The sequence below is a fragment of the Clostridium pascui genome, assembly GCF_016908015.1.
GTDB classification, from domain to species: Bacteria; Bacillota; Clostridia; order Clostridiales; family Clostridiaceae; genus Clostridium_AK; species Clostridium_AK pascui.
Map to the genome: position 1 here is coordinate 1 of NZ_JAFBDB010000009.1, position 22,252 is coordinate 22,252.

Annotated in this window: 23 protein-coding genes, 6 tRNA genes and 1 other annotated feature; of the genes, 21 read left to right on the forward strand and 8 right to left on the reverse strand. The window is 32.4% G+C overall.

The genetic code is table 11. From position 1 onward, the window contains the following. The first annotated feature begins 19 nt into the window (after positions 1-19). The 6 genes from JOC70_RS16985 (at position 20) to JOC70_RS17010 (ending at position 520) form a co-directional block, all read left to right on the forward strand. Positions 20-94: transfer RNA gene (locus tag JOC70_RS16985), tRNA-Glu, on the forward strand. Between the two features lie 8 nt (positions 95-102). Then, a tRNA-Val gene (locus JOC70_RS16990) sits at positions 103-178 on the forward strand. Positions 179-184: 6 nt separating this feature from the next. Beyond that, positions 185-261, forward strand: a tRNA-Asp gene (locus JOC70_RS16995). A 7-nt stretch (positions 262-268) separates the two neighbouring features. After that, positions 269-343: transfer RNA gene (locus JOC70_RS17000), tRNA-Thr, on the forward strand. Positions 344-360: 17 nt separating this feature from the next. Beyond that, positions 361-435: transfer RNA gene (locus tag JOC70_RS17005), tRNA-Glu, on the forward strand. A 9-nt stretch (positions 436-444) separates the two neighbouring features. Further along, positions 445-520: transfer RNA gene (locus JOC70_RS17010), tRNA-Val, on the forward strand. A gap of 55 nt (positions 521-575) precedes the next feature. Here the strand turns inward: JOC70_RS17010 and JOC70_RS17015 are convergent. After that, entirely contained in the window at positions 576-1,556 is a 981-nt protein-coding gene (locus tag JOC70_RS17015; RefSeq protein WP_204600077.1) for an ATP-binding protein, read from the reverse strand. Continuing rightward, entirely contained in the window at positions 1,556-2,530 is a 975-nt protein-coding gene (locus JOC70_RS17020) for a DnaD domain protein (RefSeq protein ID WP_204600078.1), read from the reverse strand. Before JOC70_RS17020 ends, JOC70_RS17015 begins: the two co-directional genes overlap by 1 nt. Before the next feature lie 221 nt (positions 2,531-2,751). Between JOC70_RS17020 and JOC70_RS17025 the strand changes: the two genes are divergently transcribed. The 15 genes from JOC70_RS17025 to JOC70_RS17095 all read left to right on the forward strand — a co-directional run bounded on the left by JOC70_RS17025 (position 2,752) and on the right by JOC70_RS17095 (position 15,937). Continuing rightward, positions 2,752-3,543 carry a M23 family metallopeptidase gene (locus tag JOC70_RS17025; RefSeq protein ID WP_204600079.1) on the forward strand — a complete coding sequence of 264 codons (792 nt, stop codon included), beginning with the start codon at positions 2,752-2,754 and terminating at the stop codon, positions 3,541-3,543. A gap of 92 nt (positions 3,544-3,635) precedes the next feature. Continuing rightward, positions 3,636-4,445 (forward strand): amino acid ABC transporter substrate-binding protein, encoded by an 810-nt coding sequence (locus JOC70_RS17030; RefSeq protein ID WP_204600080.1) that lies wholly within the window; start codon positions 3,636-3,638, stop codon positions 4,443-4,445. Positions 4,446-4,456: 11 nt separating this feature from the next. Then, on the forward strand, positions 4,457-5,098 hold the full coding sequence (locus tag JOC70_RS17035) for an amino acid ABC transporter permease (protein WP_204600081.1): 642 nt from the start codon (positions 4,457-4,459) through the stop codon (positions 5,096-5,098). A gap of 91 nt (positions 5,099-5,189) precedes the next feature. Next, positions 5,190-6,272: an NAD(P)H-dependent flavin oxidoreductase gene (locus JOC70_RS17040; protein WP_204600082.1), complete on the forward strand. Its 1,083-nt coding sequence runs from the start codon at positions 5,190-5,192 to the stop codon at positions 6,270-6,272. Next, entirely contained in the window at positions 6,256-6,708 is a 453-nt protein-coding gene (locus JOC70_RS17045; RefSeq protein WP_204600083.1) for a MarR family winged helix-turn-helix transcriptional regulator, read from the forward strand. Before JOC70_RS17040 ends, JOC70_RS17045 begins: the two co-directional genes overlap by 17 nt. Positions 6,709-6,727: 19 nt before the next feature. After that, positions 6,728-7,735, forward strand: coding sequence for a beta-ketoacyl-ACP synthase III (locus tag JOC70_RS17050; protein ID WP_204600084.1), 1,008 nt, complete (start codon positions 6,728-6,730; stop codon positions 7,733-7,735). A gap of 33 nt (positions 7,736-7,768) precedes the next feature. Continuing rightward, positions 7,769-7,993 carry an acyl carrier protein gene (acpP, locus tag JOC70_RS17055; RefSeq protein ID WP_204600085.1) on the forward strand — a complete coding sequence of 75 codons (225 nt, stop codon included), beginning with the start codon at positions 7,769-7,771 and terminating at the stop codon, positions 7,991-7,993. A 38-nt stretch (positions 7,994-8,031) separates the two neighbouring features. After that, on the forward strand, positions 8,032-8,973 hold the full coding sequence (fabK, locus tag JOC70_RS17060; RefSeq protein WP_204600086.1) for an enoyl-[acyl-carrier-protein] reductase FabK: 942 nt from the start codon (positions 8,032-8,034) through the stop codon (positions 8,971-8,973). Between the two features lie 17 nt (positions 8,974-8,990). Further along, positions 8,991-9,893, forward strand: coding sequence for an ACP S-malonyltransferase (gene fabD / locus JOC70_RS17065; RefSeq protein ID WP_204600087.1), 903 nt, complete (start codon positions 8,991-8,993; stop codon positions 9,891-9,893). Between the two features lie 39 nt (positions 9,894-9,932). Further along, on the forward strand, positions 9,933-10,679 hold the full coding sequence (gene fabG, locus JOC70_RS17070; protein WP_204600088.1) for a 3-oxoacyl-[acyl-carrier-protein] reductase: 747 nt from the start codon (positions 9,933-9,935) through the stop codon (positions 10,677-10,679). Position 10,680: 1 nt separating this feature from the next. Then, positions 10,681-11,922, forward strand: coding sequence for a beta-ketoacyl-ACP synthase II (fabF, locus tag JOC70_RS17075; RefSeq protein WP_204600089.1), 1,242 nt, complete (start codon positions 10,681-10,683; stop codon positions 11,920-11,922). Beyond that, positions 11,922-12,389, forward strand: coding sequence for an acetyl-CoA carboxylase biotin carboxyl carrier protein (gene accB / locus JOC70_RS17080; RefSeq protein WP_204600090.1), 468 nt, complete (start codon positions 11,922-11,924; stop codon positions 12,387-12,389). Before fabF ends, accB begins: the two co-directional genes overlap by 1 nt. A gap of 22 nt (positions 12,390-12,411) precedes the next feature. Further along, positions 12,412-12,843: a 3-hydroxyacyl-ACP dehydratase FabZ gene (gene fabZ / locus JOC70_RS17085; protein WP_204600165.1), complete on the forward strand. Its 432-nt coding sequence runs from the start codon at positions 12,412-12,414 to the stop codon at positions 12,841-12,843. Between the two features lie 4 nt (positions 12,844-12,847). Continuing rightward, positions 12,848-14,185, forward strand: a complete 1,338-nt coding sequence (locus JOC70_RS17090) for an acetyl-CoA carboxylase biotin carboxylase subunit (RefSeq protein WP_204600091.1) — start codon at positions 12,848-12,850, stop codon at positions 14,183-14,185. A gap of 12 nt (positions 14,186-14,197) precedes the next feature. Next, positions 14,198-15,937, forward strand: a complete 1,740-nt coding sequence (locus JOC70_RS17095; RefSeq protein ID WP_204600092.1) for an acetyl-CoA carboxylase carboxyltransferase subunit alpha — start codon at positions 14,198-14,200, stop codon at positions 15,935-15,937. Positions 15,938-15,983: 46 nt separating this feature from the next. Here the strand turns inward: JOC70_RS17095 and JOC70_RS17100 are convergent, their stop codons facing one another. The 6 genes from JOC70_RS17100 to surE form a co-directional block, all read right to left on the reverse strand. Then, positions 15,984-17,180, reverse strand: a complete 1,197-nt coding sequence (locus JOC70_RS17100) for a S8 family serine peptidase (protein WP_204600093.1) — start codon at positions 17,178-17,180, stop codon at positions 15,984-15,986. Positions 17,181-17,312: 132 nt separating this feature from the next. Then, entirely contained in the window at positions 17,313-17,744 is a 432-nt protein-coding gene (locus tag JOC70_RS17105; RefSeq protein WP_204600094.1) for a DMT family transporter, read from the reverse strand. 83 nt (positions 17,745-17,827) lie between these two features. Then, positions 17,828-18,319 carry a dUTP diphosphatase gene (locus JOC70_RS17110; RefSeq protein WP_204600095.1) on the reverse strand — a complete coding sequence of 164 codons (492 nt, stop codon included), beginning with the start codon at positions 18,317-18,319 and terminating at the stop codon, positions 17,828-17,830. Positions 18,320-18,539: 220 nt separating this feature from the next. Further along, positions 18,540-19,478, reverse strand: a complete 939-nt coding sequence (locus tag JOC70_RS17115) for an AEC family transporter (RefSeq protein WP_204600096.1) — start codon at positions 19,476-19,478, stop codon at positions 18,540-18,542. A gap of 27 nt (positions 19,479-19,505) precedes the next feature. Then, complete coding sequence (asnS, locus tag JOC70_RS17120) at positions 19,506-20,897, reverse strand: asparagine--tRNA ligase (RefSeq protein ID WP_204600097.1); 1,392 nt, start codon at positions 20,895-20,897, stop codon at positions 19,506-19,508. 87 nt (positions 20,898-20,984) lie between these two features. Further along, positions 20,985-21,222, reverse strand: a binding site (T-box leader). A gap of 68 nt (positions 21,223-21,290) precedes the next feature. Further along, positions 21,291-22,046: a 5'/3'-nucleotidase SurE gene (surE, locus tag JOC70_RS17125; RefSeq protein ID WP_204600098.1), complete on the reverse strand. Its 756-nt coding sequence runs from the start codon at positions 22,044-22,046 to the stop codon at positions 21,291-21,293. Positions 22,047-22,252: the final 206 nt, after the last annotated feature.

Here is a 22,252-nt window from a genome sequence, read left to right on the forward strand (position 1 = left end):
CATTAATTTAATAAAATAAGGCCCCTTGGTCAAGCGGTTAAGACACCACCCTTTCACGGTGGTAACACGAGTTCGAGTCTCGTAGGGGTCACCATATAATGTGGGAGCATAGCTCAGCTGGGAGAGCATCTGCCTTACAAGCAGAGGGTCACAGGTTCGATCCCTGTTGTTCCCACCACATTATGGCCCAGTGGCTCAGTTGGTTAGAGTGCCGGCCTGTCACGCCGGAGGTCGAGGGTTCGAGTCCCTTCTGGGTCGCCATAATTATGCTGGCATGGCTCAACGGTAGAGCAGCTGACTTGTAATCAGCAGGTTGTAGGTTCGATTCCTATTGCCAGCTCCATTAATTTAATAAAATAAGGCCCCTTGGTCAAGCGGTTAAGACACCACCCTTTCACGGTGGTAACACGAGTTCGAGTCTCGTAGGGGTCACCATTATAATGCGGGAGCATAGCTCAGCTGGGAGAGCATCTGCCTTACAAGCAGAGGGTCACAGGTTCGATCCCTGTTGTTCCCACCATTTTTTTTATTGGAGCTTAAAACAAGGTATACATCTTAGATGTATACCTTGTTTTTTACTTTCTTCTTGCCACATTTTTTCTTACTCTTATATCATCACCATAGAATTTATATAGATTAAAGTTTCCAAGTAGTCTAGATGATATTCTTTCTGAGTATGTCTTTAAAATCAATTCTAGAGTAAAGTTTGTAGAAATAATCATTTTCTTTCCTTTAAGAAGTTTTCTATTTAATAAGTTGAATAATTCTCCCTTAGAAAACTCAGTCATAGGCTCAGTGCCTAAGTCATCTATTATTAACAAGTCGCAATTTAAGAGTAAATCTTCTAATTCCTCATTATCTCTATAGCGTATCTCTTTTAAGTTTTCAATTAAATCAACTGCTGTTCTGTATATAACTAAATATCCGTTATCAAAAAGCTCTTTTGCAACACAGTTAGCTAAAAAGCTTTTTCCAGTTCCAGAATCACCGTAAAATAGCAAGTTTTCATTTGTATTAGGAAAGTTATTTATGAAGTTCCAACAGTCATTTGCTATTTTTTCCATATTTTTTCTAGGACTTTCAGGTTCATTTGGTCCTGCATTAGTAGAAAAGTATTCAAAGCTAAAATTATCGAAGTTATTAGTTTTGAGAAGAACATTTAATTCAGAGTTTTGATATAATATTTTTACTAAATTATATTTATAGCAGCTACACTGCATATTGCCTATACGACCAGTATCTTTACACTTAGTGCATCTATAATGCAATTCTAAGTAATCTACGGAATAACCTTTACAAACTAGTAGTTCGGACTTTCTTATTCTTAATTCTGTTATTTTTTCCTTTTGACTATTTATATAAGAATTTATATCTTCTCTACCTCTTAATATATTTAAGGAAAGCTCTAAGGAAAGCTTTCCTATTTCTTTTTCTAACCTTATAACTTCGGGAAGTTTTTTTTCTATTTCTTCTCTTCTTTTTAAAAGGGCATGTTCCTCTTGTGTCCTTATATTTTCATAAAGCTTAAGAACTTTTTCATGATAAACTTTAAGCATTATTTATCCCATCCTAACAATTTCTTTTCTAGCTCGTCAAAATTATAATTTCTTTGATCATAACTATTGAAACTATCCATTTTAACTTTATAAGAGCCATTCTTTTTAATAGTCTTTTTATTATCTTTCTTGTCTATATCTTCTAGAGTTTTAATACCTTCCCTTTGCCAACTATTTAAAATTCCATCTATATATTTAAAGTCAGCTTTATTTATTCGCTGAAAACATATGTCACAAGCTCTATGTATTATATCCATGCTAAAGCTATATGTGTATAGCCACTTAGTTAACATTTCTTCTTGAGGTTTCATTATTTCCCCATCTTTTATACCTAAGTAAGTTAGGATCTTTCTTATATTAATCCATTTATTTTCATGCTTTTTTATAAAACCTTGTGCATCTTCAATGGATTTAATATTAGCATCATACCAAGCGATGGCAATGGTTTCTATATATCGGCAGTCAGTTTTTCCCTTAGAAACACAATATTGAATTAGCAGAAGTATTATCTCAGGTAAAAATGCATAGTCTTTAATCCACCCTATGTACATAGTCATTTCCTTACTAGAAAGAGGTCTGCCCAAAAGCTTTTCAATATCTTGAAGCATATCTTTAGTAGAGTTTTTATTTAATTCCTCAAGTAAGTTTATATTATTTTCATTTTCAGATGATATAGAAGTTGTAATATCTAAAAATTCTATAGTATAGTTACCCATATTATCTACAGGTATCATCTTTATAAGTCCTTCATCATTCCAATAACTCCAAGCATTAAGTACATCTGTTTCAAGTAAGTGTAGGCTACTTGCCATTATGCTGGAATTTACTCCAAGTTCTCCAGATACACAATATTTTAGCCCAAGAAGATATACTTTTACAAACTCTCCACGGGCTTTCGGCATGTACTTATCTATAAATATATTGCTTACAGGAGTATACTCAGAATGCTTATTTTTAAATACAAATGTACTCATTTATAAGCCCCCTAAAAATTCCTAATTATTTTACTTCAATTAATTATAACAAAGTATATTTATTATCTCAATAACAAATACTTGATAACTTAGCTAAAAAATAGGACATACTTATATCATATAAATAATAATAAAATTATGAAAAATGCATATAATAAGTAGCGATTGGTTAAAAATAGATTAATATAACATGTGATTAAAAATGGAAAGGAAAGTAAATCATGAAAAAAAGGTTAATAATTGGGGTTCTGTCAGTAAGTATAACTTTTACTTCTACAGCTTATGTTATAAGTGCTGAAAGGATAACAAAAGAAGTAAAGTATACATCTAGTAGCACTGTGGAGAAATCAAATATTAATATGATTGAAGTCATATCTGTAAAATCAGATGGTAAGGAAGTTGCATTGGTTAAAGATAAATCTGAGATTAAAAAGTTGATTGATATGGTAAAGGAAGAGGCTATAAAGCAAAGTGATGTAAAAGAAGTAGAAGAAGTAAGGTTAAATAGTAAAATTACATATGTACCAAAGGTAGTTAATAGCTCAGAAATAAATAACCTAGCATACTATGTTTCAAATATATCTATGGCCCATGATAACAATTGGTCAATAAAGTTTCAGGTAAAGGGTTATAAGGAAGGCGATAAATGGATACCAGTTTCAAGAGGAACTATTTCATCTAGCTTTGGAGAAAGATGGGGAAGGATGCATAAAGGAATAGATATAGCCGCACCTACGGGAACTTCTATATATGCAGTAAGAAAGGGCAGAGTCATATTTTCAGGGTGGCAGGATGGATATGGAAAGGTAATTAAAATAGATATAGGAGAAGACACTGTTATAATATATGGCCATTGCAGTGCTTTAAATGTTAATAAAGATGATTTAGTAGATACAGGAGATAAAATTGGAGAAGTAGGAAGTACGGGAAATAGTACTGGCCCCCATCTTCATTTTGAAGTAAGAAAAGATGATATCCCTCAAAATCCAGAACCATATTTAAAAAAATATTAAAATAACATTATTTCATCAATTTATCACTTTACAAATTTATCATGCTAAAGTATAATGAATTTATAAATTTTAAAAGTATAGGGGGATTAACTATGAAAAAGAAATTTTTATTAGGAGTAGCAGCTTTAATATTAAGCTTTAGCATGATAGGATGTTCATCACAGGGAAATAGCAGCAAGGAAGATAAGTCTTTGGAAGCGATAAAGCAAAAAGGTGAATTCGTAGTAGGACTTGATGATACCTTTGCACCTATGGGATTTAGAGATGAAAAAGGTGAAATCGTAGGAATGGATATAGATTTGGCAAAAGAAGTGGCAAAGAGAATGGGAGTTAAGGTGGTTTTTAAGCCAGTTGAATGGGATGGAATAATAATGAGTTTAAACAATGGTGATATAGATCTTATATGGAATGGCTTAAGTATTACTGAAAAGAGAAAGGAACAAATAAATTATTCAACTCCATATATGGTTGACGGACAAGCTATAATGGTAAAGAAAGATTCAACCATAAAGACTAAGAAAGATTTAAAAGATAAAGTAGTGGCATTACAAATGGGAAGTACAAGTGAAGACGCAGTACAAAAGGAACCTGAATTATTAAATTCATTTAAGGAGTTAAAAAAATATGGAAACTACGCAGAAGCCCTTATGGATTTACAAATAGGTAGAGTTGAAGCGGTAGTTATTGATGAGATAGTGGGAAGATACTATATGACTAAAAAGCCAGGAGTATATACGGTATTAGATGATTCTCTTGAAGAACAAGCAATGGGAATAGGATTTAGAAAAGCGGACGTTAGCTTTAAAGATGAAGTAAATAAAGTTCTAGATGAAATGAAAGCTGACGGAACAGCGAAAAAGATATCAGAAAAATGGCTTGGAAAGGATCTTATTGAAAAATAGAGGTGAAATAAATGGACAATCTTCAATCATCAGCACTATTTATATTAAAGGGAAGTATAGTAACGGTTAAACTATTTTCTATAATATTCTTATTTTCTATACCAGTTGCAGTAATATTATCTCTTATGAAGGTTTCTAATAATAAAATATTAAAAGGAATAATTGGAGTATATACATGGGTGTTTAGAGGAACACCCCTTTTACTTCAATTGTTTTTTGTATACTTTGGTCTTCCGGTTACAGGGATAAAATTATCTCGTTTTGCAGCAGCATCAATTGCTTTTATATTAAATTATGCTGCATATTTTACAGAAATATTTAGAGCTGGAATTGAGTCTATAGACAAAGGACAATATGAAGCTGCAAAAGCTTTAGGGATGAGTTATTCACAAATCATGAGAAGAGTTATAATACCTCAAGCAGTAAGAAGAGTAATACCTGCTACTTGTAATGAGGGCATAAGCTTAGTAAAGGATACAGCATTAGTAGCAACTATAGGTATGGAGGAGATATTAAGAGCAGCTAAGCAAATTCTTTCAAGAGATTTTACTATTACACCTTTTTTTATAGCTGCATTTATATACTTAATATTAACTTCTATAGTGGTGTTGTTTTTCAAAAATGTGGAAAAAAAATACGCCGCTTTTGAGTAAATTTTCAAATTTTTTATTGACTTTATTTTTTTTTAGATATATACTTTGACTATCAAAATATTTGAATATCAAATAGTAGGGAGGGGAGCTTATGAATATTCCTCCTTTGCAAATTGGAGATCTAACCTTAAAAGTTCCTATTATACAGGGGGGCATGGGAATAGGAGTTTCCTTGTCAACTCTTGCAGCAGCAGTAGCAAATGAAGGAGCTTTAGGAGTGATTTCTGGTGTGCAGATAGGATTTAGAGAAGAAGACTTTAAATCTAATAGCAAAGAGGCTAATATTAGAGCTTTAAGAAAAGAAATAAGAAGAGCAAAAGAACTAAGTCCAAAGGGAGTTATAGGGCTAAACCTAATGGTGGCTATGAATAATTACGAGGACATGGTAAAAACAGCAGTAGAAGAAAAAATAGACATTATAATATCAGGAGCAGGATTACCAACTGTTTTACCAAAGCTTGTAAAAGGAAGTACTACTAAAATAGCACCTATAGTTTCATCAGCTAAGGCGACTAGAGTTATATTAAAGTTATGGGAAGAAAAGCATAATTATATCCCAGATTTAATAGTAGTAGAAGGTCCTAAGGCAGGAGGACATCTTGGCTTTAAGAGAGACGAACTAGAAGTTATTGAAAAATATGATTTAAGGAATATATTAAAAGAGGTACTTGATACTGTAAGTGAATATGAATCTAAACATAATTGTAAGATACCTGTTGTAGCAGCAGGTGGAGTATACTCAGGAAAAGATATAGCAGAGCTTTTAAGTATTGGGGCTTCTGGAGTGCAAATGGGTACTAGATTTATAGGAACTTATGAATGTGATGCGGATGAAAAGTATAAAAGAGCATTTATAGAAAGCAAAAAAGAAGATATAGAAATAATTCAAAGTCCAGTTGGAATGCCAGGAAGAGCTATAAAGAATTCATTTATAAAGAGTGTAAACGAACAAAGACCTAAAATAGATAGATGTTATAATTGTTTGAGAAAATGCGACCCCAAAACTACCATATATTGCATATCTAATGCATTAATGGAGGCAGTTAAGGGAAACATTGAAAATGGGTTAATATTTACTGGAAGTAATGGTTACAAAATAACTAAATTGGTTACAGTAAAAGAACTTATAAATGATCTTACTAAGGAAGTGATGGAGTATGAGCAAATCGATTAGCATACTAAATGAGTTACTGGTGGAATTGTTCAATGATATCCTCACTATAGAACAAAATGCATTACAGTCTGGAGAGTTTAAAGATTTATCTGTAACTGAAATACATACTATAGATGCCATAGGCATGTATAGTAAAAGAACTATGTCTGAAGTTGCACAAGAGTTAAGAATTACTGTAGGGACCTTAACAACTGCAATTAATCATTTAGTAAGAAAGGGCTATGTAGAAAGAAAAAGGTCAGAGGAAGACAGAAGAAATGTATATATAAGCCTTACTAAAAGAGGAAAGCTTGCCTATAGAATTCATCAAAAGTTTCATTCAGATATGATTAAAAATACTATATCAGGACTTAGGGATGAAGAGGAGAGAATTCTTATGGATTCTCTTGAGAAATTAAACACTTTCTTTAAAAGTCATTATGACATAAAAAATTAAAAGAAGGAGACGTAATTAAATGAATGAAGTAGAAATTATAGCAACAGGTAGCTATGTTCCGGATAGAATAGTTACTAATAAAGAGCTTTCTGAATTCGTAGATACAAATGATGAGTGGATAAGAAGTAGAACTGGTATATGCGAAAGAAGAATTTCAATTGATGAAAATACATCAGATATTGCAGCTAAGGCAGCAATTAATGCTTTAAAAAGTTCCAACTTATCTGCTGAAGACATTGATCTCATAATAGTTGCTACAGTTACACCAGATTGTTACACTCCTTCTACTGCATGTATTGTTCAGGAAAAAATAGGAGCAAGTAAAGCAACTTGCTTTGATATTTCTGCAGCTTGTTCAGGATTTATATTTGGCTTAAATATTGCATCTCAATTTATAAAAACAGGCGCTGTAAACAATGCATTAGTAATAGGAGCAGAAACTTTATCAAAAATTTTAAATTGGAACGATAGAAATACTTGCGTATTATTTGGCGATGGAGCTGGTGCAGCTATTATAACAAAAAGTGAAAAGCAAGGAATAATAAGCTTTCATACTGGGTCTGATGGAACAGGTGGAAAATTTTTAAGTTGCAGCGCGGCACCTTTAAAGGTAAATAACGAAATTTTTAATAAAAAACTTAAAAACTCCTCTGAAAATACAATTTATGAACAATTATTTTTGTCTATGGAAGGTAAGGAAGTTTTTAAGTTTGCAGTAAGAGCTATGAATGAAACAATAAAAGAGTTATTAAAATCCAATAATTTAACTATTGATGATGTAGATTATGTAATCCCACATCAAGCTAATTTAAGAATAATAGAGCATGTTGGAAAGAAATTAAATATAGATAGAAATAAATTTTATATAAATTTGCACAAGTATGGGAATACATCTGCAGCAAGTATTGCAATAGCATTAGATGAGGCAAATAAAAGTGGTCTTATTAAAAAGGAAGATAAATTAATATTAGTAGGATTCGGCGGCGGACTTACTTGGGGTGGAACCTTAATAAAATGGACTATATAAATATGTATATTTAAATTTGAGGAGGATATTAAAATGATTTTTGAAAAAATAAAAAATATTATTGTAGAACAATTAAATGTAGAAGAAGAAGGCCTAACTTTAGAAACTAGCTTTGAAGAATTAGGAGTAGATTCATTAGACCTCTTTCAAATAGTTATAGAAATAGAAGAAGAATTTAATGTTCAAATAGAAGATGCAGAAGAAATAAAAACTATAGGCGATGCAGTTAAATTTGTAGAAAGCAGAATAGAGGAATAGAATTAGGCCTTTTAGTATTAAATTTTGGGAGGTCAACGATGAAAAATAACAAATTTTGTGAAATGATAGGTATAGAATATCCAATTATTCAAGGGGCCATGGCATGGATAGCTGATAGTACTTTAGCTGCTGCTGTATCCAATGCAGGAGGACTTGGAATTATTGCTACAGGGAATATGCCTGTAGACCTTGTAAGAGAAGAAATAAGAAAAGCAAAAGAACTTACAGATAAACCGTTTGGAGTTAATATAATGCTTTTAAGTCCAAATGCTGAGGAAGTTGCAAGAATAGTTTGTGAAGAAAAGATAAAAGTAGTAACTACAGGAGCTGGAAGCCCGGGCAAATATATGGAGATGTGGAAGAGCCATAACATAAAGGTTATTCCAGTAGTAGCTTCAGTAGCACTTGCAAAGAGAATGGAGAAAGCAGGAGCAGATGCAATTATAGCAGAAGGATGCGAATCAGGAGGCCATGTAGGAGAACTTACAACTATGGCATTAGTGCCGCAGGTAGTAGATGCGGTAAATGTTCCTGTAATTGCGGCCGGAGGAATCGGTGATAAAAGAGGAGTGGCAGCAGCTTTTATGCTTGGAGCAGTGGCAATACAAGTAGGAACAAGATTCCTAGCTGCTAGAGAATGTAATATACATGAAAATTATAAGCAAAAGGTTTTAACTGCTAAGGATATAGACACTGTAGTTACAGGAAGAAGTACAGGTCATCCTGTAAGAGTACTTAGAAATAAACTCACAAGGAAGTTCCAGATTTTAGAAAAGGGAAATGCTGCTTCTGAAGAGTTTGATAAGCTAGGGAAAGGTGCATTAACAAAGGCAGTTAAAGAAGGAGATTTGGATAATGGGTCCTTTATGGCAGGCCAAATCGCTGGGTTAATAAGCAAGGAAGAAACCTGTAAAGAAATAATAGAAGAAATGTTTGATTTAGTAAATTTATTAGAAAAAATTAATAAAGATATAAGATAGATAAAGAGGAGATAAGTATGAGTAATTCAAGTAAGGTAGCTTTCATTTTTCCAGGGCAGGGAGCTCAATATGTAGGAATGGGCAAAGAATTATATGAAAATCATCCTAAGTGTAGAGAAGTATTTCAAGAGGCAAGTTATGCTTTGGGTTTTGATATGGCAAAGTTATGTTTTGAAGGCCCTGAGGAAAAATTAAACAGCACAGAATTTACTCAACCAGCTATTTTAACTGTAAGTATCGCAGCATTAAAGCTACTGGAAGAAGAAGGAATAACACCTGACGTAGTAGCAGGATTAAGCCTTGGCGAATATTCTGCATTAGTTACAGCAGGGGCAATTAAGTTTAAAGATGCAGTAGCTTTAGTAAAGAAAAGAGGAAGGTTTATGCAAGAGGCTGTTCCCAATGGAATTGGTGGAATGGCTGCAGTACTAAAACTTGATGAAAAACAAATTTATGAAGTATGTGAAATAGCTAGGGAAAAAGGTATAGTGGAGCCAGCTAACTTTAATTGTCCAGGGCAAATAGTTATTGCCGGGGAAATGGAAGCTTTAAGTTATGCTTGCGAAATAGCTAAGGAAAAGGGAGCACTAAAAACTGTAATGCTTCCTGTAAGCGGGCCTTTTCATAGCTCTATGCTTAAAGACGCGGCAGATAAGCTTTATGAGGAACTACAAAACTTAGAAATATCAAAGCCTAATATACCTGTTATAACAAATGTTACAGGGGAATACATGAATGAAGATAGTATAAGAGAAACACTAAGACTTCAAGTTATGACTTCTGTAAAATGGGAACATAGTATAAGAAAAATGATAGAAGAAGGTGTAGAGTCCTTTATAGAAATTGGGCCTGGAAAAACATTAAGTTCTTTTGTAAAGAAGATAGATAGAAAATTAAAAACTATTAATTATGGAGCATAATCAATTGCTCCATTATAAGTTAGAGAAGGAGTTGTTAGTTTGAATAGAGCACTGGAGGGAAAGGTGGCTATAGTTACTGGAGGAAGCAGGGGCATAGGCAAAGCAATATGCTTTAAACTTGCAAGCCTTGGAGCTAACATAGTAATTAACTACAGAAGCAGTAATAATTTAGAAGAATTAATTGAAGAAATCAAGGCCATGAACGTAGAATGTATAGCCATTAAAGGTGATATAAGTGATTTTAATGAATCAGAAGTTATAATAAAGGAAACAATAAATAAGTTTGGCAGAATAGACATACTTGTAAACAATGCAGGTATAACTTTAGATGGATTAATCATGAGAATGAAGGAAGAAGACTTTGATAAAGTTATAAATGTAAACTTAAAGGGTGCATTTAACTGTATAAGGCATGCATCTCCTATAATGGTTAAGCAAAGATATGGTAAAATAATAAATATGTCTTCTGTAGTAGGGGTTGCAGGTAATGCAGGCCAAGCAAACTACGCTGCTGCAAAGGCAGGGATAATAGGGCTTACTAAAAGTGTAGCTAGAGAACTAGCATCAAGAGGGATAAATGTCAATGCAATAGCACCTGGCTTTATAGAAACCGATATGACAAGTGGTTTATCAGATAAGGTTAAAGAGGAGTCAGTAAAGGGTATACCACTTAAGAGATTTGGAAAAGCGGAAGATGTAGCAGAGTTAGTAGCATTTTTGGCTTCTGACAGTGCTTCATATATAACTGGTCAGGTTATAAATGTAGATGGAGGAATGGTGATATAACTTGGAAAATAGAGTAGTAATTACAGGAATGGGAGCTGTAACTCCTTTAGGAAATAATGTTAATGATTTTTGGAATGGGTTAAAAGAAGGAAAATGTGGAATAGATCTTATAAAAGCATTTGATACAGAAAATTTTAAGTCAAAGTTGGCAGCAGAAGTTAAAGACTTTAAGCCAGAAGATATAATTGATAAAAGAGAAGCTAAAAGAATGGATAGATATTCACAGTTTGCAGTGGTAGCTGCTGACGAGGCTGTAAAGGATTCAAAGCTTGACTTAGAAACTATAGATAAGGATAGACTTGGAGTAGTTGTAGGTTCTGGAATAGGTGGAATAGATACTGTTGAAAAGCAGCATGGAACTCTTGTAGAAAAAGGACCAGGCAGAGTACATCCATTATTTATACCAATGATTATAAGTAATATGGCAGCAGGAAATATCGCTATAAGATTTGGAGCGAGAAATATATGTACAACAGTTGTTACTGCTTGTGCTACAGGTACAAATGCCATTGGTGAAGCATTTGAGATGATAAAATCAGGAAGAGCTGATGTAATAATAGCAGGAGGAACAGAAGCATCTATCACTCCTCTTTCAGTAGCAGGGTTTATAACATTAACTGCTTTAAGTAAAAGTACAGATCCAACTAGAGCATCCATACCTTTTGATAAGGAAAGGGCAGGATTTGTAATGGGAGAAGGAGCAGGAATAGTTATTGTAGAATCCTTAGAACATGCATTAAAAAGAGGAGCAAAAATATATGGTGAAGTAGTGGGTTATGGTTCAACTTGTGATGCTTATCATATAACATCTCCAGCACCAGGCGGAGAAGGTGCTGCAAGAGCTATGAAAATGGCATTAGAAGAAGCTAATATCAAGCCAGAGGAAGTTTCTTATATTAATGCTCATGGAACTGGAACAGAAGTTAATGATAAACTTGAAACAGCAGCAATAAAACTAGTATTTGGTGACAAGGCTAAGGAAGTACCAGTGAGTTCTACTAAATCTATGACAGGACATCTTTTAGGAGCAGCAGGTGCAGTAGAAGCTATAGCTTGTATAAAGGCTATGGAAGATAGTTTTATACCTCCAACCATTGGATATAAAGTTTTTGATGAAGAATGTGATTTGGATTGTGTTCCAAACGAAGGAAGAGAAAAAGAACTTCAGTATGCAATGTCAAACTCATTAGGTTTTGGGGGACATAATGCAGTTATTTTATTTAAAAAATGGAGTGATAAGTAATGGATTTTAAGGGAATTACTGAACTTATTAAGGTAATGAGCAGTTCTAATATAAAACTTCTTGAAGTTCAGGAAAATGGAATATCAATAAGGATGGAAAAGGATTCACAGGGTGTAGTTGTCAAAAATGAAGTACCTGTAATTAGTTCATCAAGTTATGATATTCTTGATGAGGAAGTAAGTAGAGATTTAGCAGTAGAAAAAAAAGAAATAGTAAATGATGAAAATATATATACAATAACTTCACCTATAGTGGGCACTTTTTATGGTTCACCATCACCTGATAAAGATCCTTTTATAAAAGAAGGAAAAGAAGTAAAGAAAGGTGATACTATTTGTATTATTGAAGCTATGAAGCTTATGAATGAAATACAAAGCGAAGTAGATGGAGAAGTTGTGGAAGTTCTTGTAAGTGATGGAGACATGGTAGAGTATGGTCAAGAGATGGTAAGAATAAGAAAGCTTTAATCTATAAATAAGCTAGGAGGTTATTATGGAAGGTTTAGATATCAAAGACATTATGGAAATAATTCCTCATAGATATCCATTTTTATTGTTAGATAAAATAGAGGAATTAGAGCCAGGTAAAAGAGTAGTAGGAATAAAAAATGTTACTATGAATGATAACTTTTTTCAAGGTCATTTCCCAGGTAACCCTGTTATGCCAGGAGTGCTTATAGTTGAAGCTTTAGCTCAAGCTGGCGCTGTAGCAGTTTTAAGTCTCGAGGAATTTAAGGGTAAAACTCCATATTTTGCAGGAGTTAATAAGGCTAGATTTAGAAAAAAGGTTGTACCAGGGGATACTTTAAAACTTCAAGTAGAACTTACTAAATTAAGAGGAAATTTTGGTGTTGGAGATGCTGTTGCATTAGTAGGTAATGAGAAAGTAGCGGAAGCCGAAATTATGTTTATGATAGGGTGATTATATGTTTAAGAAAATATTAATAGCAAATCGAGGAGAAATTGCAGTAAGAATAATAAGAGCATGCAGGGAAATGGGAGTAGAAACTGTTGCGGTTTATTCCACTGCAGATAAAGATGCCCTACATGTTCAAATGGCAGATGAAGCAGTTTGCATTGGACCTCCTGCGTCAAAGGATAGTTACTTAAATGTAAAAAATATTTTAAGTGCTACAGTACTTACAGGTGCAGAAGCAATACATCCTGGATTCGGATTTTTATCTGAAAATAGCAAATTTGCACAAATGTGTAATGAATGTAACATAACATTTATAGGCCCTGACGCTGAAACTATAGACTCTATGGGTAATAAATCCAATGCTAGAAAAATGATGATAGAATCAGGAATTCCTGTAATCCCTGGGGTAGAAGAAAAAATTACGGAAGAAAATATAAAGAATATAGCAAATAATATAGGATATCCAGTTATGATTAAGGCATCAGCAGGTGGCGGCGGAAGAGGAATAAGAATTGTAAGAGAAGAAAAAGAATTATTGGATGCATTTTTTGCAGCAAGAGAAGAATCTAGAGTAGCCTTTGGAGATGACGATGTATATGTAGAAAAGTATATAGAAAATCCTAGGCATATAGAAATTCAAATCCTTGCAGATAACTACGGAAATGTGGTATATCTAGGAGAAAGAGATTGTTCTATTCAAAGAAGAAATCAAAAGGTTTTAGAAGAAGCTCCAAGTCCAATAATGACTGAAGAATTAAGAAGTAAAATGGGAGAGGCAGCTGTTAAAGCAGCTAAATATGTAAATTATAAAAATGCCGGAACCATAGAATTTTTAGTAGATAAACACATGGACTTTTATTTCATGGAAATGAATACAAGAATACAAGTGGAACATCCTATAACTGAATTTATAACTGGTGTAGATTTGATAAAAGAGCAAATTAAAATAGCATCAGGAGAGAGATTGAAATTTTCACAAGAAGATGTTCAAATAAAAGGGCATTCTATAGAATTTAGAGTAAATGCAGAGGATCCTTCAAAAAACTTTATGCCGTGCCCAGGAAGAATAGATGGATTATTTATGCCAGGGGGATTAGGTGTAAGGGTAGATAGTGCAATATATGAAGGATATACTATTTCTCCATATTATGATTCAATGATAGGGAAACTTATTGTATATGGAAAAGATAGAAATGAAGCTATAAATAAAATGAGAAGAGCATTAGGTGAATTTTTGATAGAAGGACTTACAACTAATATAGAGTATGCCTTTAAAATCATTGATAATGAGGAGTTTAATAAAGGGAACTATGATACAGGATTTGTAAGTAGAAACCTAATGTAGGAGATGATTTTGGTGTTTAAAGGATTATTTAAAAAGACTAAATATATAACCGTAAGTACTCAAAATTTAAATACATCAGTAAATGATAAAGAAGAACAAAAGCCTAATATTCCGGGAGGAATGTGGCAAAAGTGTGAAAAGTGCGGGCAAATAATATATATTAATGATTTAAAGGAAAATAATAAAGTATGTAATTTTTGCAAATATCACTTTAAAATGCCTGCATATGAAAGAATAGAATTTATTTTAGATGAAGGAAGTTTTCAAGAGCTAAATAAAGAAATGAAAACTTTAAATCCATTGGACTTTGAAGGGTATGAAGAAAAGGTAGAATTTTCAAAGGAAGCTACAGGACTTAGAGAAGCTGTTATTACAGGAACAGGAACTATAACTGAGCAAGATGTTGTAATTTGTGTTATGGATAGCAGATTTCTAATGGCAAGTATGGGATCTGTAGTAGGAGAAAAGCTTACAAGAGCAATTGAATTTGCAACTAAAAAAGAATTACCTCTTATAATTTTTACAGCATCAGGTGGTGCTAGAATGCAGGAGGGAATGTTCTCTCTAATGCAAATGGCTAAGGTTAATTCAGCACTTGCAAGATTCAAGGAAAAGGGATTACTGTATATTTCTGTAATTACAAATCCTACTACAGGAGGAGTTACTGCTAGTTTTGCAATGGTAGCAGATATAGTAATTGCAGAGCCAGGAGCACTAATTGGTTTTGCAGGAAAAAGAGTTATTGAACAAACCGTTAATGAAAAGCTTCCAGAAGGATTTCAAACAGCTGAGTTTATGTTAAAGCGCGGATTTATAGATAAGATAATTCATAGAAAAAATTTAAGAAATGCCCTAGGATACTTAGTAAAGGTTCATAGAAATGACTGTATTAAGGATACTAATAACATTGAAAACAATGAAGGCGGTAAGGAAAGTATTGAAGAATGCAATGGATTAACGGCCTGGCAAAAGTTAAACCTTGTAAGAAAGGCTAATAGACCTACTGCTCTTCACTATATAGATAAAATATTTGATAATTTTATAGAAATGCATGGAGATAGATACTTTGGAGATGACGGATGTATAATAGGTGGAATAGCTACTATAAATGGCATGCCTTTTACGGTAATAGCTCAGCAAAAAGGTAGAGATCTAAAAGATAATATAAAAAGGAACTTTGGAATGCCAAACCCCGAGGGATATAGGAAGGCATTAAGACTTATGAGGCAGGCGGAAAAGTTTAAAAGACCTATTATTTGTTTTGTGGATACACCAGGAGCTTATCCAGGTATAGGAGCAGAAGAAAGAGGTCAAGGAGAAGCTATAGGAAACAACATTTTAGAAATGAGTCAAATCAAATCTCCTATTATTTCTATAGTAATAGGGGAAGGTGGAAGTGGAGGAGCTTTAGCTTTAGCCGTAGCTGATGAAGTATGGATGCTTGAAAATGCAATCTACTCTGTATTATCACCTGAAGGATTTGCAAGCATACTATGGAAGGATTCTTCAAGAGCTGAAGAAGCTTCAGAGATAATGAAAATAACTGCACAAAACCTAAAAGAGTTTAAGATAATAGACAAGATTTTAAAGGAACCATCAGGAGATGCATCTACAGACGTAGAAAGGTTATCCGACGAACTAAAGATAAATCTAATAAGCAAAATTAATGAGTTATCTTTATTATCAGATGAAGAGTTGTTACAAAAAAGATATGATAAATTTAGAAATATGGGTATGTATTCAGAATTTTAATTTTTAGGGAGTAATGCAATATAAGATTGTATTACTCCTTGGTAATTTATGGGAGTAATTTTTCTATATCTATTACTCCAGCACCTTGCACCCATCTTGATATATTTAGCATATTACAAGATATTTTTAAAAGAGAAGTAACATCTTTAAATGTAAGATCAGGATTAGTTTCAAATAATAAAGCACAAAGCCCTGATATATAGGCTGCTGCACAGGAAGTGCCAGTATATGTGATATAGGGGTCATCTAAAGGCCGAGGATATATACGCCTATTATTACGTTCAGATATATAGTCTATATTAGAGTTTAGAGAACATATATCTACACAAGATGCAGATAAGTTAGGTTTATCTAATTTTCCTACAGGTCCTGAGGATGAATTGGCATAGGCCTTTAAATCATCAGAAGAAGTATCAATTCCACCTACAGTAATGCAATTTGATAAAGTTGCTATACCTCTTATAGAACATTCTATGTTTCCATTATGTCCAGAAGGAACAACAACAATAATTCCACTATCAACTGCCTTTTGAAATAACTTGGAAAATAATGACAATATAAATTCATTGTTTTCATGAAGTTCACAAGGTAAGCATATGACCTTTATGTTATAGATATCCTTTTCTTCTATTAGCTTGTTTAAAGAGAATAGTATATTAGATACATAACCCTTTCCTAAGTTATCAAAAGCCTTTATACAATATAAATTACTATTAACAGCTACCCCTCTATAAACCCCTTTTGATGCAGAGCCATTACCACATAATATGCCGCTTATAAAGGTTCCATGTCCATTATCATCATATGGATACTTATATTGATTTATTAAATCAGTAAAGCATTTAATTCTATTATAAGGATTTACTAAATCCATGTGTGGATAAACTCCACTGTCAATTAAGCCAATGGTGATTCCCTTTCCAGTAAGCTTATGATTGTTTTGCAAAGCACATCTATTTGACTTTAATATGCTTTTAGCACAAAGAAAAGCCATTGTATCTAAGGATATATAGCTTATACTAGGGAACTCCAAGAGTCGTTCTATTGCATTAGGAGATAAATTAGCTACAATGCAATTTATATCAGGGAGTGAATGAATAACATGGCCTCTATAGCTTTTTATTTTACCCTCTATTTTTTCCTGGAGCAGCTTACAATGAATAATAACTCTTAAGCTTTTGTAAAGCTTATTTTTTACAAGTACCTTTAAATCAGGGCTTAATTTACTTTTGAAAAAATACATAGTAAGATACTCCTTAAAATTTATTCCATTATATATTATAGTAACAAAAGGATATATATGTGATAAAAACTATATAAATTTTTAAAATTCATTTTATAAATTCTTAGAGGTACAAAATGTACCCCTAAGAATTTAACATTTCCATTTAAATATAATAATCCCTATTATCATAACTCCAACTCCAATTATTTTTGTTAGTCCAAATTTAATTTGGGTGGAATCAAAAAGTCCAAAAGCATCTATAATAGCAGCAGCAGTTAATTGTGCTACTAATATAGTTGCAATAGAGCAGGTAGGACCAAGGGATTTTATTCCCATCATAACTGTATATATTATTATTACGCCTAATATTCCACCGGTAAGGTATAACTTGTTTGCTTCCCGTAAGTTTTTAAAACTGCCACTTCCTGAAATTAGAAGTGCTATTAAAGTAACAATTAAGCCAGTGCCCTGAACAAACACATTTGTTTCCCAAGTGCCTATTTTTTCACCAAGTCTTGTATTGAATACTCCTTGAAAACTCATAGCTATTCCTGCAATTATTGAAAAAATTACTCCTAGCATAATTAACTGATCACTCTCCTTTTATTTAGTGTATCCAAAGAAGAATGTAATTATAAAAAAAAGAAGTAGTAAAAAACTACCTCCTAATATCCAATAACCTGCCTTTGATGATTTATGAAATTTTTTTTATGATAACCTTTTTCTATATCTTCATCTGTAAAATTTAAATACTTTCCTAATAAGAGAAAGTCTTCAAATAAGGTTTGATAGTGATCTTTAGAAGGGCAAATTATAAAATCATTTACATCTATATACAAATTTGTGAATTTATCTGTTATATCTACTTGTAAGCTAACATCAGGTATAGTAAGTGATATATCAGTATAGTTTTTTTCAAGGCCTATGGTTAATATAAAATGAAGGCAATCCACATATTCTTCCAATATAACATCTTTTGAAGATGGACCTTTAGTGCTCCAGTATTTAAAGCAACGCGTTTCATTAGCTAGCTCCGCTATTTCAACTTGAAGTGCAAGTAACTTTTGCGGCAAAAGAGGTTTATCTTGAAGATTATGTTGGTTTATTATATATTCATCCAGCTTTTCTTGCATTACAAAAAGATTTTTAAGATTCATATTGTAAGGCCGCCTTTCTATATACTCTTCTTAAGATTTTAATTACATAATATATTTTATATAAACTTATTAAAAAGTTAAAGGTACAGCAATCGGTTACATAAAAAAAATTTTATATATGCGTGAAAAATGGACTAAAGTAAATGTGAAAACGATTTTATTGGGCTAAATCGTTGATAAATAAAAGAAACACCGCAAATCGATGTTTCTTTTGTTTATATTAGGTTAACAAAACCTTATAAATAGGAATAACGACTACACTTAATAAGGTACTGATTGCAACCATAACAGCTGCATATTTATAATCTGTATCATAAATCCTGGACATAATAGCTGTGTTGGTCATTGCAGGCATTGCTGCTTGTACAGTAAATACGTTTTTCATAAGTGGAGGAAGTGGGTAAATAAGAATAACGATAAGAACTAATATAGGAGAAATAACAAATCGGCCTAAAAGAGCACCAACCATATCTTTGTCCACTTTAATTCCCTTAAAATCAACATAGTAAATAGTATTACCTATAAAAATCATAGATAAAGGTGTAGTGATGTTTCCTAAATATCTACAGCTATCTAATATAAAGCTTGGAAGTTTAATTCCTAAAAGGATCAATACTATTGCCGAAGAAAAACCTAAAAGTGGAGGAGAAATTATTCTCTTTAATGTATCTTTAGAAAATAACTTAGCTCCACCAGTTTTTCCATCTTTACTTATTTCATAAACTCCAATTGTCCAAAAAAATGTAGTATTTGCTATATAGTATAAAAGTACATAAGGAACACTTTGCTCGCCAAATAAAGCTAAATTTACAGGAAGCCCCATATATATGGTATTGGACACGAAAAATATAGATTGGAATGCTCCTTGTCTTCCTTTTTTCACTCTAAATATACGACAAAAGACTTTGGCACAAAGATAAGATAGAGCAATGGAGGCAAAGGGAACAAATAATCCCTTGCCAGCATCTAAAAGCTTTTCTTTATCAAAGTTAATCATTAAGTTATTTATCATCATAGTAGGAAGTCCTATATTGGTAATTAGTTTGGCAAAAACCTTAGCATTTTCTTCATCAATCCACTTTTTATGTGTAAGAAAATACCCTAGTGCTATCATTATTACTATACTAAATACACTTCCCAGGGCATTAAAAAAAGCCATTGAACTCCCCCCTTTAAAAGTTATTTGTTAAAATTCAGCGGAACCTGTAGTTCTTGGATAAGGTATAACATCTCTAATATTAGAAATTCCGGTAATATACATTATTATTCTTTCAAAGCCTAAGCCAAATCCAGCGTGTTTAGTACCACCATATTTCCTAAGCTCTAAGTACCACCAGTAATCTTCCTTCTTAAGTCCTAGTTCTTCCATTCTTCTTTCAAGGACATCAAGACGCTCTTCTCTTTGGCTGCCACCTATTATTTCTCCAACTCCAGGAACAAGTAAGTCAGCAGCAGCAACTGTTTTATTATCATCATTTAATCTCATATAAAAGGCCTTTATATCCTTTGGATAATCAGTAACAAACACAGGTTTTTTAAATATTTTCTCTGTTAAGTATCTTTCGTGCTCAGTTTGAAGATCTATACCCCATTCAACTGGATATTCGAAGTTCTCTCCACAATTTTTAAGAAGTTCTACAGCTTCAGTGTAGGAAACTCTTTTAAATTCTGAATTCACTACATTATTTAATCTCTCAAATAAGCCCTTATCTACAAAGTTATTGAAGAATTCCATTTCTTCAGGAGCATTTTCCATTACATAGTTAATTACGTATTTAACCATATCCTCAGCTAAATCCATGTCATCATGTAAGTCTGCAAAGGCCATTTCAGGTTCTATCATCCAAAACTCAGCTGCATGTCTTGCAGTATTAGAATTTTCCGCTCTAAATGTAGGGCCAAAGGTATATACATTTCTAAAAGCTAATGCATAGGTTTCAGCAGATAATTGACCACTTACTGTAAGATTAGATTCTTTGCCGAAAAAGTCCTTTGAAAAATCTATGCTACCATCTTCAGTCTTAGGAATATTATTTAAGTCTAAAGTAGTAACCTTAAACATTTCTCCTGCACCTTCACAGTCACTGCCAGTAATTATTGGAGTGTGAACATATACAAAGGCTCTTTCATTAAAGAATTTATGTATAGCAAAGGCAGCTAGTGAACGCACCCTAAATACTGCAGAAAACATATTACTTCTTGGTCTTAAGTGTGCTATAGTTCTTAAAAATTCAACAGTATGTCTTTTCTTTTGTAGTGGATAATCTGAAGATGAAAGCCCTTCGATTATTATTTTTGATGCATGTAATTCAAAGGCTTGCTTTGAGTTAGGTGTAGCCACTAACTTTCCTTCTACTGTTAAGGATGAACTTATAGCAAGTTTTGTAATTTCTACAAAGTTGTCAAGCTTATCATCAAATACTATTTGAACATTTTTAAAGAAACTTCCATCATTTAATTCTATAAAACCAAATGTTTTAGAATTTCTTTGAGTTCTTATCCATCCAGATATGCTAACTTCTTTGTCTGTAAACTTTTCTGTTTCTCTGTAAAGCTGTTTAATTAATATAGTTTCCATATTTATCCTCCCTGTATCTAATTATATTATGTAAGAATTTATTTATATGTTATAAATAATTTGTAAAATAAAAAAAGACTTTCATCCTAAAGGGACGAAAGTCTTATATTCGCGGTACCACCCAATTTGCCAAAAGGCCTCTTAGCTACATAGAAAAATCTATATCCCAACTATAAGGTGTTGGAAACCTCTAAGCCTACTTTTATTTAAAATTTCGGTTAGAAACTCAAGGATGTTCTTCTGCAAAGGTCTCACACTGATCTCACACCATCATCAGCTCGCTTAGGTTATATCCTGTACATACTCTTCCTATCATAGTTTTTACATATTATTATATCTAATAATTATAATAATTCAAATATTTTCTGTCAAGGTAAAGTTTAATAAGATTATTTATTTAAACCAATTATCAACTTCATGTAATATTTTAAAGTTAGTTAAATCATAATGAAGAGGGGTAATAGTTACATAGCCATTATTAAAATAAAACTTATCAGTTCCCTCGCCTATATTATTATTTAAGGTACCTCTTAAGAGTACTGAAATATCGTTGTTTTCAGTAGTTGATTCTAAATAATAATTGTCATAAGTTTTATCTCCTATAGGACAAACTTGTATTCCCTTAATATCCTCTTCTTCAATACAAGGTACATTTACATTTAAAACTAAATCTTTATAAATTCCATTTTTTATTGCTGTATTTAAAATTTTAGGCGCAAATCTTGCCGCTATATCATAGCAAAGTTTATCCTTGCGGACTTCTGAAGAAATAGCTATTGATGGAATTTTATAAATAGCAGCTTCTATTGCAGCAGATACAGTGCCAGAATAAAGTACATCAGTTCCTAGATTAGTTCCTAAGTTTATTCCTGATATAACCATATCAAAGCTATCGCTTGAAAGCTTATCTATTGCAACTCGTACACAATCTGCAGGAGTGCCACTTATACTATATGCCTTTGATGAAACTCCTTGTAAACTTACTGGTCGTATTATAATGGGGGTTTCGATGGTTATTGAATGACCAGTTGCACTTTTTTGAGCATCTGGGGCAGCTATTATAAGTTCATGGTCTTTTTCTAATTCTTTTGCTAAGGCAAGTAATGCGGGAGATTGGATGCCATCGTCGTTAGTAAGTAATAATTTCATAGTTACCTCCTAAAAATATATTAAATAAAGTATTAATATAACTAATTATGCTAATTACTATTTATTATATATTAATATTATATATTTATATACAAATTATTATTTTGAGAGTTTTAATGAAATATCTGAATTATTATATTGAAAAAATATTTATAGAAATAAAAAAGATTAAATTTCCATAAATTATTTGATATAATTTTAGATGC

Excerpts from the sequence above, each read along its gene's own strand:
- JOC70_RS17015 (WP_204600077.1), bottom strand. The coding sequence starts at position 1,556 with ATGCTTAAAGTTTATCATGAAAAAGTTCTTAAGCTTTATGAAAATATA.
- JOC70_RS17020 (WP_204600078.1), bottom strand. The coding sequence starts at position 2,530 with ATGAGTACATTTGTATTTAAAAATAAGCATTCTGAGTATACTCCTGTA.
- JOC70_RS17025 (WP_204600079.1), top strand. The coding sequence starts at position 2,752 with ATGAAAAAAAGGTTAATAATTGGGGTTCTGTCAGTAAGTATAACTTTT.
- JOC70_RS17030 (WP_204600080.1), top strand. The coding sequence starts at position 3,636 with ATGAAAAAGAAATTTTTATTAGGAGTAGCAGCTTTAATATTAAGCTTT.
- JOC70_RS17035 (WP_204600081.1), top strand. The coding sequence starts at position 4,457 with ATGGACAATCTTCAATCATCAGCACTATTTATATTAAAGGGAAGTATA.
- JOC70_RS17040 (WP_204600082.1), top strand. The coding sequence starts at position 5,190 with ATGAATATTCCTCCTTTGCAAATTGGAGATCTAACCTTAAAAGTTCCT.
- JOC70_RS17045 (WP_204600083.1), top strand. The coding sequence starts at position 6,256 with ATGAGCAAATCGATTAGCATACTAAATGAGTTACTGGTGGAATTGTTC.
- JOC70_RS17050 (WP_204600084.1), top strand. The coding sequence starts at position 6,728 with ATGAATGAAGTAGAAATTATAGCAACAGGTAGCTATGTTCCGGATAGA.
- acpP (WP_204600085.1), top strand. The coding sequence starts at position 7,769 with ATGATTTTTGAAAAAATAAAAAATATTATTGTAGAACAATTAAATGTA.
- fabK (WP_204600086.1), top strand. The coding sequence starts at position 8,032 with ATGAAAAATAACAAATTTTGTGAAATGATAGGTATAGAATATCCAATT.
- fabD (WP_204600087.1), top strand. The coding sequence starts at position 8,991 with ATGAGTAATTCAAGTAAGGTAGCTTTCATTTTTCCAGGGCAGGGAGCT.
- accB (WP_204600090.1), top strand. The coding sequence starts at position 11,922 with ATGGATTTTAAGGGAATTACTGAACTTATTAAGGTAATGAGCAGTTCT.
- JOC70_RS17090 (WP_204600091.1), top strand. The coding sequence starts at position 12,848 with ATGTTTAAGAAAATATTAATAGCAAATCGAGGAGAAATTGCAGTAAGA.
- JOC70_RS17100 (WP_204600093.1), bottom strand. The coding sequence starts at position 17,180 with ATGTATTTTTTCAAAAGTAAATTAAGCCCTGATTTAAAGGTACTTGTA.
- JOC70_RS17105 (WP_204600094.1), bottom strand. The coding sequence starts at position 17,744 with ATGCTAGGAGTAATTTTTTCAATAATTGCAGGAATAGCTATGAGTTTT.
- JOC70_RS17110 (WP_204600095.1), bottom strand. The coding sequence starts at position 18,319 with ATGAATCTTAAAAATCTTTTTGTAATGCAAGAAAAGCTGGATGAATAT.
- JOC70_RS17115 (WP_204600096.1), bottom strand. The coding sequence starts at position 19,478 with ATGGCTTTTTTTAATGCCCTGGGAAGTGTATTTAGTATAGTAATAATG.
- asnS (WP_204600097.1), bottom strand. The coding sequence starts at position 20,897 with ATGGAAACTATATTAATTAAACAGCTTTACAGAGAAACAGAAAAGTTT.
- surE (WP_204600098.1), bottom strand. The coding sequence starts at position 22,046 with ATGAAATTATTACTTACTAACGACGATGGCATCCAATCTCCCGCATTA.